Source organism: Parafrankia irregularis (assembly GCF_001536285.1).
Lineage (GTDB): Bacteria > Actinomycetota > Actinomycetes > Frankiales > Frankiaceae > Parafrankia > Parafrankia irregularis.
Genome location: NZ_FAOZ01000001.1, coordinates 380008 through 392964, shown reverse-complemented (window position 1 = coordinate 392964; position 12957 = coordinate 380008). Strand labels below are relative to the sequence as shown.

The 12957-nt window shown below is 72.5% G+C and carries 12 protein-coding genes; all 12 read left to right on the top strand.

The annotated features are described in order from the left end of the window. Positions 1-62: 62 nt before the first annotated feature. The gene (gene hrcA / locus AWX74_RS01630; protein WP_006538881.1) at positions 63-1082 is read left to right on the top strand and encodes a heat-inducible transcriptional repressor HrcA; all 1020 of its coding nucleotides are present in this window, start codon (positions 63-65) and stop codon (positions 1080-1082) included. After that, complete coding sequence (gene dnaJ, locus AWX74_RS01625; protein WP_006538880.1) at positions 1082-2227, top strand: molecular chaperone DnaJ; 1146 nt, start codon at positions 1082-1084, stop codon at positions 2225-2227. The genes hrcA and dnaJ overlap by 1 nt, the downstream gene beginning before the upstream one ends. A 47-nt stretch (positions 2228-2274) precedes the next feature. Next, positions 2275-3048, top strand: a complete 774-nt coding sequence (locus AWX74_RS01620) for a 16S rRNA (uracil(1498)-N(3))-methyltransferase (protein WP_242666020.1) — start codon at positions 2275-2277, stop codon at positions 3046-3048. Between the two features lie 191 nt (positions 3049-3239). After that, the gene (locus tag AWX74_RS01615) at positions 3240-4277 is read left to right on the top strand and encodes a PhoH family protein (RefSeq protein WP_091270773.1); all 1038 of its coding nucleotides are present in this window, start codon (positions 3240-3242) and stop codon (positions 4275-4277) included. Positions 4278-4314: 37 nt separating this feature from the next. Next, positions 4315-4794 (top strand): rRNA maturation RNase YbeY, encoded by a 480-nt coding sequence (gene ybeY, locus AWX74_RS01610; RefSeq protein WP_006538877.1) that lies wholly within the window; start codon positions 4315-4317, stop codon positions 4792-4794. Between the two features lie 15 nt (positions 4795-4809). Next, entirely contained in the window at positions 4810-6168 is a 1359-nt protein-coding gene (locus tag AWX74_RS01605) for a hemolysin family protein (protein ID WP_091270771.1), read from the top strand. Continuing rightward, positions 6165-6560 carry a cytidine deaminase gene (locus AWX74_RS01600; protein WP_091270768.1) on the top strand — a complete coding sequence of 132 codons (396 nt, stop codon included), beginning with the start codon at positions 6165-6167 and terminating at the stop codon, positions 6558-6560. The genes AWX74_RS01605 and AWX74_RS01600 overlap by 4 nt, the downstream gene beginning before the upstream one ends. Continuing rightward, on the top strand, positions 6560-7477 hold the full coding sequence (era, locus tag AWX74_RS01595) for a GTPase Era (protein WP_054567273.1): 918 nt from the start codon (positions 6560-6562) through the stop codon (positions 7475-7477). The genes AWX74_RS01600 and era overlap by 1 nt, the downstream gene beginning before the upstream one ends. Positions 7478-7617: 140 nt before the next feature. Then, complete coding sequence (gene recO, locus AWX74_RS01590) at positions 7618-8343, top strand: DNA repair protein RecO (protein ID WP_091271123.1); 726 nt, start codon at positions 7618-7620, stop codon at positions 8341-8343. A gap of 188 nt (positions 8344-8531) precedes the next feature. Next, complete coding sequence (locus AWX74_RS01585; RefSeq protein WP_006538872.1) at positions 8532-9329, top strand: isoprenyl transferase; 798 nt, start codon at positions 8532-8534, stop codon at positions 9327-9329. Beyond that, a complete protein-coding gene (locus AWX74_RS01580) occupies positions 9322-9795 on the top strand; it encodes an antibiotic biosynthesis monooxygenase family protein (RefSeq protein WP_091270766.1) in 474 nt (157 codons plus the stop codon). Before AWX74_RS01585 ends, AWX74_RS01580 begins: the two co-directional genes overlap by 8 nt. 65 nt (positions 9796-9860) lie before the next feature. After that, positions 9861-12944 (top strand): glycine--tRNA ligase, encoded by a 3084-nt coding sequence (locus AWX74_RS01575; RefSeq protein WP_091270764.1) that lies wholly within the window; start codon positions 9861-9863, stop codon positions 12942-12944. Positions 12945-12957: the final 13 nt, after the last annotated feature.

The window sequence follows — 12957 nt, the reverse complement described above, 5'->3', positions numbered from 1 at the left end:
ACTGCGCCGGCACACCGCCATCCCCGCCTGGCGTAGGGAACCGGCTGAGGGGGTGTGGTCACGTGTTGGAAGAACGGCGCCTGGAGGTTCTGCGGGCAATCGTCGAGGACTTCGTGCTCAGCAATGAGCCGGTGGGATCCAAGACGTTGGCCGAGCGTCATGCCCTGGGGGTATCGCCCGCCACGGTGCGTAACGACATGTCCGCGCTGGAGGAAGAGGGCTACATCACGCAGCCACACACCAGCGCCGGTCGGATCCCGACGGACAAGGGCTACCGCCTCTTCGTCGACCGACTGTCCGGTGTGAAGCCGTTGTCGCGGGCCGAGCGTAAGGCCATCCAGAGCTTTCTGGAGGGCGCTGTCGACCTCGACGACGTGGTCCGCCGGTCCGTGCGGCTGCTCGCGCAGCTCACCAGGCAGGTGGCGGTGGTGCAGTATCCCTCGCTGTCGATCAGCAGCGTGCGGCACATCGAGATCGTCACGCTGAACCCGAACCGGCTGTTGCTGGTCCTGATCACCGACACCGGCCGGGTCGAGCAGCGGGTGGTGGACATTCCCGCGCCGGTCGACGACGGGGTCGTGGGGGAGCTGCGGGGCCTGCTCAACGGATCCCTGCGCGGCCGGCGGATCGCGGACGCCACCGAGGCCGCGGCCGACCTGCCGGACACGGTCCGCCCCGACCTGCGCCCCTACCTGACGACACTGACCACGGTGGTGCTGGAGGCCCTGCTGGAACGCCAGGAGGAGCGCGTCGCGCTGGCCGGGACGGCCAACCTCACCAGGGCGTCCGTGGACTTCGCCGACTCGTTGCGCTTCATCCTGGAGGCGTTGGAGGAGCAGGTGGTGCTCCTCAAGCTGATCGGTTCGGCGCGTGAGACCGGTACTGTTACGGTGCGCATCGGGCGCGAGACGGACGTCGACGCCCTGCGATCGACCTCTGTTGTCGCCACCGGGTACGGTCTCGGCCCGGCTGCACTGGGCGGAATGGGAGTCGTCGGCCCGATGCGGATGGACTATCCGGGAACGATGGCGGCTGTCCGGGCCGTCGCCAAGTACGTGGGTGAACTCTTGGGTGCCGACTGATGGCAGTGGATTATTACGCGACGCTCGGTGTGCGGCGTGACGCAACCGGTGACGAGATCAAGCGGGCCTACCGCAAGCTGGCCCGCGAGCTGCATCCGGACGTAAATCCGGATCCAGAGGCGCAGCAGCGCTTCAGGAACGTGACGAACGCCTACGAGGTCCTCTCCGACCCCGAGAAGCGTCAGATCGTCGACCTCGGTGGTGACCCGCTCGCGCCTGGTGGTGGCGGGGGCGGCGCTGGCTCGCCCTTCGGTGCGGGTTTCGGTGGCCTCGGCGACATCATGGACGCGTTCTTCGGGGGCGGAGCCAGTCGCGGCCCGCGCTCACGGGTCCGGCGCGGCAACGACGCGCTCCTGCGTCTCGAGCTGGACCTCGCCGAGACGGCCTTCGGGGCGACGCGGGACATCACCGTCGACACGGCGGTGGTGTGCCCGACCTGCACCGGGGCCGGCGCGGCGCAGGGCACGCAGCCGTCCACCTGCTCGACCTGCCACGGCCGCGGCGAGGTCCAGCAGGTGACCCGCTCGTTCCTCGGCCAGATGGTGACGTCCCGGCCGTGTCCGCGCTGCTCCGGCACCGGAACCGTCATCGAGCACCCGTGCCGGGAATGCTCCGGCGACGGTCGGGTCCGCAAGCGGCGCACCCTGACGGTGAAGATCCCCTCCGGGGTCGAGGACGGGATGCGCATCCGCCTGTCCGGCGAGGGCGAGGTGGGCCCCGGCGGCGGTCCGCCCGGCGACCTGTACGTGGAGGTCTCCGAGCGCCAGCACGCCGTGTTCACCCGCGAGGGTGACGACCTGCACTGCGACCTGCGGCTGCCGATGACAGCCGCGGCGCTGGGCACGGTGGCGACGCTCGAGACGCTGGACGGCTCCGAGACCATCACGGTGAAGCCGGGCACCCAGCCCGGTGAGGTGATCCGGCTCGCCGGGCGCGGTGTTCCGCACCTGCGCGCGGTCGGGCGGGGCCACCTCCACATCCACATCGTGGTCGAGACGCCGACGAAGCTCGACGCCGAGCAGGAACGCCTGCTGCGGGAGCTGGCGAAGCTGCGGGAGGAGGAGTCGCCGGCCGTGGCGGTCGGCGGTTCCTCCGGTGGCTCGGGCCTGTTCTCCCGGCGCCGCAGCGGGCGGCGTAACCGCTGACCGCGCCCGTCTTCCACCTGGACCCACTGCCGTCGACGGACGTCTTCGTGCTTTCCGGCGCGGAGGGCCGGCATGCCGCCACCGTCCGCCGGCTGCGGTCGGGTGAGCGCCTGGACGTGACCGACGGTGCCGGTACCGCGCTGGAATGCGAGGTCGGCTCGGTCGGCCGGGACGAGCTCGAATGCGTGGTGTTGCGTCGTCGGGAGGTGCCCGTACCGGTCCCGCGGCTGGTGGTGGCGCAGGCGCTGGCCAAGGGCGACCGCGGCGAGCTGGCGGTCGAGATGATGACCGAGGCCGGTGTCGACGAGATCGTGCCCTGGGCGGCGTCGCGGTGCGTGGTCCGCTGGGAGGGGGAGCGCGGCGAGCGGTCCCGGGCCCGGTGGGACCGCACGGCGCGGGAGGCCGCGAAGCAGTCGCGCCGCCTGGTCTGGCCCGAGGTCGGGGGGCTGGTCACCACCGCCGCGCTCGCGCGGCGCGCTCGGCAGGCCGCGCTCGCCGTGGTTTTGCATGAGACGGCGTCGACGCCGGTGGCCGGTCTCGCCCGCGGGCTGTCCGTTCCGCAGGCCGTGCCGGCCCCGGCAGCTCCACCTGGGACGACTGGGACTCCCGGGATGCTCGGCACGGCACCGGATGCGCCGGATGCGCCGGAGGTGCTGCTGGTGGTGGGCCCGGAAGGTGGTGTGTCCGACGAGGAGCTCGCGGCGCTCACCGCCGCCGGGGCCGTCGCCGGGCGGCTCGGCCCGACTGTGCTGCGGACGTCGACGGCGGGCGTTGTCGCGGCAGCGGTGGTACTCGCCGACATCGGTCGCCTGGGCGGATAGACTGGGTTCGTCTGCGGGCCACCTTCGCCCCAGGCTGACACGATCGTGCTTCCGTGGCCGTGCTCCTGTGGCCTGGGGGCCTGCTTGGCTTGGTGTTTGCGCGGCCTGGTGTCCGCGCGAGCCCATGTGATTCGCGCTCGTGTGATTCACGCTCGATGTGAGAGGTGCTCCGGCCCAGGCGGCCGTACTACATGCCCGATTCCGACGCTCCCCCAGACGCGCGGGCCATCACGCGCATCGTCGTTCCCGGCCCGCACAGCATGGTGAGTCTGCTCGGCCACCAGGATCAGTTGCTGCGTGCGGTCGAGAAGGCCTTCTCCTCCGACATCCACGTCCGCGGCAACGAGATCACCATCACCGGTGACCCGGCCGAGAACGAACTCGCGGCCAAGCTGTTCTCCGAGCTCATAGCGCTGCTGGACGCCGGGACGGAGCTCAGCCCGCAACATGTGGACCATTCGGTGGCGATGTTGCGCAGCGGTGCGGGGGAGCGGCCCGCGGAGGTGCTCACCCTCAACATCGTGTCCAACCGTGGCCGGACGATCCGCCCGAAGACCCTGAACCAGAAGCGCTATGTGGACGCGATCGACCAGCACACGATCGTGTTCGGCATCGGGCCCGCGGGAACCGGCAAGACCTACCTGGCGATGGCCAAGGCGGTCCAGGCGCTCCAGGCGAAGAAGGTCAACCGGATCATCCTCACCCGGCCGGCGGTCGAGGCCGGTGAGCGCCTCGGCTTCCTGCCGGGCACGCTCTACGAGAAGATCGATCCGTACCTGCGCCCGCTCTACGACGCGCTGCACGACATGATCGACCCCGACTCGATCCCGCGGCTCATGCAGAGCGGGACCATCGAGGTCGCGCCGCTGGCCTACATGCGTGGCCGCACCCTCAACGACGCCTTCATCATCCTGGACGAGGCCCAGAACACCTCGCCGGAGCAGATGAAGATGTTCCTCACCCGGCTCGGGTTCGGCTCGAAGATCGTCGTCACCGGTGACATCACCCAGGTCGACCTGCCGGCCGGCACGCACAGTGGCCTTCGCGTGGTCCGCGAGATCCTCGACGGGGTCGGCGACGTCCACTTCGCCACGCTGACGAGCACGGACGTCGTCCGCCACCGCCTGGTCAGCGACATCGTCGACGCCTACGCCCGCTGGGACGCGGCGAGCCCGGTGCCGGCCGCCGACTCGCGCCCGGCCCGGGCCACCCGCCGGGACCGCCGGTGAGCGCCCGGGAAGCGAGCGCCACGGAAAGGGAACGGTAATGGCGGTCTTCGTCGCGAACGAGTCGGGTGTGACGGACTTCGACGAGGTCACCCTGGCCGCGCTGGCCCGGTTCGTGCTGGACACCATGAAGGTCAACCCGCTCGCGGAGCTGTCGGTCATGCTGGTCGAGGTCGACGCGATGACCGACCTGCACGTCCGCTACATGGGCGAGGACGGGCCGACCGACGTGCTGGCGTTCCCGCAGGACGAGGCGTTCGAGCCGTCCTGGTCGGAGTCGGTGGAGGAGGACCCGACCACCCTGCTCGGCGACGTCGTCCTGTGCCCCGAGGTGGCCCGTAGGCAGGCTGGTCAGGCCGGTCACGGGATGGAGCGGGAGCTGCACATCCTCTGCACCCACGGCATCCTGCACCTGCTCGGCTACGACCATGCGGAGCCGGAGGAGGAACGGGAGATGTGGAAGCTCCAGAACAGCCTGCTGGCCTCCTGGGACATCGCGGCCGGCGCCGGCACCTCCTGAGGAGCCCGGTCCGTCATGGAGTCCGGTGATCTCCTGTTGGTCTTCATCGCCGCGGTGGCCGCCCTCGCCGCCGCGGGCCTCGGCGCGGTGGACGCCGCCCTCACCAGGGTCTCCCGGGTAAGCGTCGAGCAGTTCGGCCGCCAGCACAAGGCGGGCGCCGCGAACCTGGCCCGGGTCGTGGCCGATCCGGGGCGCTACCTCGCGCTGCTGCTGTTGCTGCGGATCGTCGGCGAGATGGTCGCCGCGGCGTGCATCACCGTCCTCGCCGTCCACGCCTACGGGGCCGGGTTCGCCGCGGTCGGCCTGGGCTCGCTGGTCTCCACCCTGGTGGCCTACATCCTGGTCGGGGTGATGTTCCGGACGCTGGGCCGCCAGCACGCCCCCGCGGTGTCGCTGGCCACCGCGGGGCTCACCATCCGGCTGGCGCGGATCTTCGGGCCGCTGCCCCGGCTGCTGATCGCGTTCGGCAACGCGGTGACTCCCGGCCCCGGCTACCGCGACGGGCCGTTCGCCTCGGAGGCGGAGCTGCGCGACCTGGTCGACCTCGCGGAGGAGAACGAGGTCATCGAACCCGAGGAACGGGACATGATCGCCTCGGTGTTCGAGCTGGGCGACACGCTCGTCCGCGAGGTCATGGTGCCGCGCCCGGACATGCTTTTCATCGAGTCCGACAAATCCGTGCGGCAGGCGATCTCGCTGGCGCTGCGCAGCGGTTTCTCCCGCATCCCGGTGATCGGCGAGAGCGTCGACGACGTCGTCGGGATCGCCTTCCTCAAGGACATGGTCGGCTGGGAGCGGGAAGGCCGCGAGGACAGCCGGGTCGCCGAGATCATGCGGGCGCCTGTGCTCGTCCCCGAAAGCAAGCCCGCCGACGACCTGCTGCGCGAGATGCAGGCGTCGCGGACCCACATGGCGGTGGTCATCGACGAGTACGGTGGCACCGCCGGGCTGGTGACCATCGAGGACATCCTCGAGGAGATCGTCGGTGAGATCACCGACGAGTACGACAGCGCCACGCCCCCGGTCGAATGGCTCGACGACGACACCGCGCGGGTGACGGCACGGCTGGACGTCGACGACCTCGCCGAGCTCTTCGGCGTCGAGGACGTGCCCGGCGCCCGCGATGTCGAGACGGTGGGCGGGCTGCTCGCCAGCGCGCTCGGCCGGGTGCCCATCCCCGGCGCGACCGCGGACGTGGCCGGGCTGCGGCTGTCCGCCGAGCGGGCGGCCGGTCGGCGCAACCAGATCGGCACTGTCGTCGTCCGGCGGCTGACCCCGTCGACCCGCGACCCGGACGCGCCGGAAGGGCCGGCCGGGCCAGGCGGGACGGACGGGGCGGACGGGCCGGAGCAGAGCAGAAAGGTGACATCGTGACGTCTTCCACCCCCCCTTCCAGCCCGCCGGCCGGACCGGTCCTGGAGGCGGAGGACACCAAGCTGGTGGTGCTGGCACGCGCCGCCCGGCTGCGGGCCTACACGCCCGGCGGCCAGCTCGCGGAGGGCGCGGCGGTGCGTGACACCGACGGCCGGACCTACGTGGCCGCCACGGTCGCGCACGCCCGGCCGGAGCTGGCGACGTCGGCGCTGCGGGCCGCGGTCGTGGCCGCGGCGTCCAGCGGCGCGCGGCGTTTCGAGGCCGCGGCCGTGGTGACGGAGGCCGATGCGGCCGCCGCCGACGATCTGGCCATGCTCGCCGAGTTCGGTGCGGGGATTCCCCTCTTCCTCGCCGGGCCGGACGGCGTTGCGCGTACCCGGACGTCGAGCTAGTGGACCTGGCGACGGGATTCCGCTCGGGGTTCGCCTGTGTCGTGGGCCGCCCCAACGCGGGCAAGTCCACGCTGACGAACGCGCTGGTGGGGACGAAGGTGGCGATCACGTCCGGGCGCCCGCAGACGACCCGGCACGCCATCAGGGGCATCATCCATCGTCCCGACGCGCAGCTGATCCTGGTCGACACCCCGGGTCTACACCGCCCGCGCACGCTGCTGGGCCAGCGGCTCAACGACGTCGTGCGCGCGACGCTGTCGGAGGTCGACGTGATCGGCTTCTGCATGCCGGCCGACGAGCCGCTCGGGCGGGGCGACCGTTTCATCGCCGACGAGCTCGGTCGGCTGGCGCGGCGGACGCCGGTGGTGGCCATCCTCACCAAGGTCGACAAGGTCGCCGACCCGGACCGGGTCGGCGCCCGGCTGCTGGAGGTGTCCGGGCTCGGTGACTTCGCCGAGATCGTGCCGGTCAGCGCGGTGTCCGCGTTCCAGGTCGACCGGCTCGCGGACGTGCTGGTAGCCCGGCTGCCGGAGGGCCCGCGGCTCTATCCGGAGGGGGAGCTGACCGACGAGCCCGAGCAGGTGATGGTCGCGGAGCTGGTGCGCGAGGCGGCCCTGGAGGGCGTGCGCGACGAGCTGCCCCACTCGTTGGCCGTGGTGGTCGAGGAGATGCTGCCGCGGGAGGGCCGTCCCGCGGACCGGCCGTTGCTCGACGTCCGGGTCAACGTCTTCGTCGAGCGCCCGAGCCAGAAGGCGATCGTCATCGGCTCCGGGGGCTCCCGGCTGCGTGACGTCGGCACCCGGGCCCGCACCCAGATCGAGGCGCTGCTGGGGACGCCGGTCTACCTGGACCTGCACGTCAAGGTGGCCAAGGACTGGCAGCGGGACCCGAAGCAGCTTCGCCGGTTGGGTTTCTGACGGCTCCGGGCCCGGCCGGGTCCGGGTTTCCGGCGGCGTCTGAAAGCGCTCGGTGGCGTCGCAGGCCGTGCCGGCAGGCCGGGACGGATGCGGCCCCACCTGGTCGTGTGGAGCAGGCATGTAACCATGGGAACGTGCCGGTGTATCGCGATGAGGGCGTCGTCCTGAGGACGATGCCCTTCGCCGAGGCCGACCGTGTCGTCACGGTACTCACGCGGCGTAACGGTCGGGTCAGGGCAGTCGCCAAGGGCGTCCGCAGGACGTCCTCCCGTTTCGGTGCCCGGCTGGAGCCGGGGACCTACGTCGACCTCCAGCTCCACGAGGGCCGGTCGCTGGACACGGTCACCCAGGCGGACATCCTGGGTGCCTACGGTGCGACGATCGCCCAGGAGTACGCGCGGTACACGGCCGCGGCGGTGATGCTGGAGACCGCGGAGCGGCTGACCAGCGAGGAACGCCAACCTGCCTTCCGGCTGTTTCTGCTGCTCGTGGGCGGTCTGCGTACGCTGGCAGCGGGCGAACGTACGCCGTCCCTGGTCCTGGATGCCTTCCTGCTGCGATCGCTCACCGTCTCCGGCTACGGGATGGCGTTGGACGAGTGCGCGCTCTGCGGCGAGCCAGGACCACACCACTCGCTGTCCGTCGCCAGTGGCGGCGTAGTGTGCCCGGAATGTCGACCGCGAGGCGCGGTGTCGACGTCTCCGGCCGCTGTGCGGCTGCTGGCCGACCTTCTGCACGGTGACTGGGACGGCGCGGAGGCGGCCGGCGTCCGCACCCGACGGGAGGCCGGGGGGGTCGTGGCCGCCTACCTTCAGTGGCATCTCGAACGGGCGCTGCGGGCCCTGCCGCATCTTGAACGGACGTGAGGCCACGGGCATGAAGAGCCGATGGGCGCGGAGGCGGTGGCCTGACCGGGCACGGGCGTGTACGTCGGGCGAGGGGACCGTGTGAGGAGCGGGGACGGGATGTGTGCTGCGAGACCGGTGGTCCGGGTGGGCTCGGGCCGGCGGGGGTCGGTCGGTGAGGCGCCGGCCCGGACGAAAGGATGTCGGCTGTGAGCCTGCGTGAAGAGGTGGGCAGACGGTTCCGCGATCCGCGTCCGCATCCGTCCGGAGCGCAGCCGCCGCCGTTGCCACCGGCCCTTGTCCCGCGTCATGTCGGGATTGTCATGGACGGCAACGGCCGCTGGGCGAAGCTGCGCGGCCTGCCCCGTACCAAGGGGCACGAGGCCGGTGAGGACTCGCTGTTCGACTGCGTCGAGGGCGCGATCGAGATGGGCGTGCGCTGGCTGTCGGTCTACGCGTTCTCGACCGAGAACTGGAAGCGCTCGCCGGACGAGGTGGCGTTCCTGATGCGCTTCACCGACGGTGTCTTCGGGCGGCGCATCGACGACATGCACGAGCTCGGTGTCCGCGTGCGCTGGGCCGGGCGGCGGCCCCGCCTGTGGGGGAACGTGATCCGGCGGCTGGAGGCGGCGGAGGAGCTCACCCGCGACAACGACCGGCTGACGCTGGTGATGTGCGTGAACTACGGCGGGCGCGCGGAGCTGGCGGACGCCGCCGCGGCGATCGCCCGGGACGTGCGCGACGGCCGCCTGCGCCCGGAACGCATCAACGAGGAGACGGTCGCCCGCTATCTGGACGAGCCCGACATGCCGGACGTCGACCTGCTGATCCGTACGTCGGGCGAGCAGCGGCTGAGCAACTTCCTGCTCTGGCAGGCGGCGTACGCGGAGTTCTCCTTCGTGCCCACCCTGTGGCCTGACTTCGACCGGCGCGATCTGTGGCTGGCCTGCGAGGAGTACGCCCGCCGCGACCGGCGCTACGGCGGCGTGGTCGCGAAGCATGCCTGACCACCGGCCGGCGGCCGCCGCGGGGCCTGTGGTGGCCGCCGGGGCTCCGGTGGTCGCGGTCCTCCGGTTCGAGGTGCCTGAAGCGGCCTGGTCCGATTTCGCCGCGGCCGGCGAGCGGGTGGTGGCCGCCCTGGCCGCGCAGCGCGGCTTCCGCGCCGCCCGGCTCGGCCGCAGCGTCGACGAGCCGGGCGCCTGGCTGCTGGTCACGGAATGGGCTGGTCCGGGCGCCTGGCGACGGGCGCTGTCCGCCTTCGACGTCCGGTGTGAGCTGACGCCCACGCTGGTCTGGGCCCAGGACGCCCCGGGCGCCTTCGAGGTCCTGTACGAACGCGACGCCGACGGGCCGGCCTACTCCCACGACTCGGCCCTCGCGCCGGACGCGGCGGTCATCGCCCCCGGCGCGGGCGTCCGCGCGGGGGCCCGCGCCGGAGGCGACAACGGCGTGTGGAGCCTGGACGCGCGGTAGCGGCCCTGCCACCCGGTAGCCTCGGCGGGGTAACACCCGATCACCGAGCTGCCGAGGCTGACCCGATGCTGACCATGCAGGACGCCCTGCTGACGTTGACCCGCTACTGGACCGAGCGCGGCTGCATGATCGTGCAGCCGTTCAACACCGAGGTCGGCGCCGGTACGCACAACCCGGCGACCATCCTCCGGGTGCTGGGCGGCGAGCCGTGGCGGGTCGCCTACGTCGAGCCCTCGGTGCGTCCGGACGACTCCCGGTACGGGTTCAACCCGAACCGGCTGCAGACCCACACCCAGTTCCAGGTGATCCTCAAGCCCGACCCGGGCGACCCGCAGGAGCTCTACCTGGGCAGCCTGCGCGCGCTGGGCATCGACACCGCGGCGCACGACGTGCGCTTCGTCGAGGACAACTGGGCCTCACCGGCGCTGGGCGCCTGGGGCCTCGGCTGGGAGGTCTGGCTCGACGGCCAGGAGATCACCCAGTTCACCTACTTCCAGCAGGCCGGAGGCCAGTCCCTCGACCCGGTGAGCGTCGAGATCACCTACGGGATCGAGCGCATCCTGATGGCGCTGCAGGAGGTCCGGCACTTCACCGAGATCGCGTACGCGCCCGGGGTGTCCTACGGCGAGGTGTTCGGCCAGTCCGAGTACGAGATGTCCCGGTACTACCTGGACGAGGCGGACATCGACACGGTGCGCCGGATGTACGCCGAGTTCGCGGCCGAGGCACGCCGGCTCATCGACGCCCGGCTGCCGGTCCCCGCGCACACGTACGTGCTCAAGTGTTCGCACGCCTTCAACATCCTCGACTCCCGTGGCGCCGTCTCGACCACCGAGCGGGCCACCTCGTTCACCCAGATGCGTGGAATGTCGCGCGAGGTGGCCGCCCTGTGGCGGGACCGGCGCGTCGAGCTCGGCAGCCCGCTGGGCGAGACGCCCCGACCGGCCGCGGCGACCCCGGCCGTCGTCGACCCGGCGGTGGTGCCGACCGGGCCGGCCACCCTGCTGTTCGAGATCGGCGTCGAGGAGCTGCCGGCCGCCGAGGTGACCCGGCAGACCGAGGCCGTCCGCGCGGCGCTCGTCGAGCGGCTCGCGGCCACCCGCCTCACCCACGGCGAGGTGCTGGTGCGGGGGACCCCGCGGCGGATCGTCGCCGTCGTCGCCGACGTCGCGCCCCGGGAGCCGGACGTGGAGCGGGTCGTCCGCGGCCCGCGCCGCGCGGCCGCCTACGACGCGGCGGGTGAGCCGACGAAGGCGGCGACGGGCTTCGTCCGCGGGCAGGGCGGTGACGTGGCCGATCTGACCGTTGTCGAGTACCGCGGTGTCGAGCACGTCGCGCTGGTGCGTACCGACGTCGGCCGGCCCGCGACGGAGGTGCTCGCCGAGGTGCTCGGCACGGTGCTCGCCGGCCTGCGCGCCGAGCGGAACATGCGCTGGAACGACCCCGAGTTGTCCTTCAGTCGGCCGGTGCGCTGGGTGGTCGCGCTGCTCGGCGCCGCGGTGGTGCCGGTCGCCGTGTCCACGCTGGCCGCCGGCGCGACGTCGCGCGGTCATCGCCGCGCCGGTTCGCCGCCGATCGAGGTGGCGGGTGCCGACGGCTACGCGGACCTGCTCGCCGGGCACTCCGTCCTGCTCGACCCGGCCACCCGCCGCGAGCTGATCGTGGACGAGGCGGCGAAGCTCGCCGCCGAGCACCAGGGCACGATCGACCTCGACCTGGAGGGCGACGTCCTGGCCGAGGTGACGAACCTGGTGGAGTATCCGCGTCCGGTGCTGGGCTCGTTCGAACAGCGGTACCTCGAGCTGCCGGCGGAGATCCTCACCACGGTCATGCACAAGCACCAGCGGTACCTGGTGGTGCGTGACGCCGCCGGCGCGCTGCTGCCCTGCTTCGTGACGATCGCCGACGGGGCCGTCGACGTGCCGCTCGTGCGTGCGGGCAACGAGGCGGTGCTGCGCGCCCGGTTCGAGGACGCCGCGTTCTTCTTCGACGCCGATCTCAAGGTGCCGCTGGCGACGTTCCGCGCGGGGCTTGCGAAGCTCACCTTCGAACAGCGCCTCGGCTCGGTGGCCGACCGCGCGGACCGCATAGCCAGGCTGGCCGGAGTCCTCGCCGACCGGCTCGGCACCGGCGAGGGCGCCGCGACCAGCGGGGGCACCGCGACCAGCGGGGGCCTGCCCCCACAGGATCGGGCCACGCTGGACCGGGCAGGGGCGCTGGCCAAGTTCGACCTCGCCACCCAGATGGTGATCGAGCTGTCGAGCCTGGCCGGGACGATGGCCCGGGAGTACGCCCGCCGGGCCGGCGAGCCCGAGGCGGTGGCCGTGGCGCTCTACGAGATGGAGCTGCCGCGCCGTGCCGGCGGGGTGCTCCCGCAGACGGTGCCCGGCGCCCTGCTGGCGCTCGCCGACCGGCTCGACCTGCTGGCCGGGCTGTTCGCGCTCGACGCCGCGCCCACCGGCAGCTCGGACCCGTTCGGGCTGCGCCGGGCCGCGCTCGGGGTGACCGCCATCCTGGCGCAGCGCCCCGAGCTCGCCGGCCTCGCCGTGGCGGACATGCTGGCCGAGGCGGCGAAGCTGATCCCGGTCCCGATGTCACAGGAGGCCCTGGAGCAGGCGGACGCGTTCGTGCGCGGCCGTTTCACCCAGCAGCTTCTCGACACGGGGGTGGATCACCGGCTCGTCGCCGCCGTGGCGCCGCTGACCGCTCGACCGGCCCGCGCCGCCTCGACCGTGGCGGAGCTGCGCGTCCTGGTCGAGGACCCGTCGTTCGCGCGGCTCGCCGCCGCGGTCGGGCGGATCCGCCGGATCGTTCCGGCCGACACGGCGCCGGGCATCGCGATCGCGGATCTCGTCGACCCGGTCGACCACAGGCTGGCCCAGGCCGCGACCGAGCTGTCCCGTCAGCTGGTGGTCCGCACCTCCGGCCGGGCGCCGGAACTCGTCGACTTCGTCGCCGCCGCGGCCGCGCTGCCGGAGGCGGTCGAGGCGTTCTTCGACGGTGTGATGGTCATGGCCGAGGAGCCGGCGCTGCGTGCCGCGCGGCTCGGCCTGCTCGCCGAGATCCGTGATGTCGCGGGTGAGGTGCTGGACTGGGACGCGCTCGGCGCGCTGCCGACGGCCTCGGCGGGTGCCGTCGACGCCTCCTGAGCGTCGATCTGTG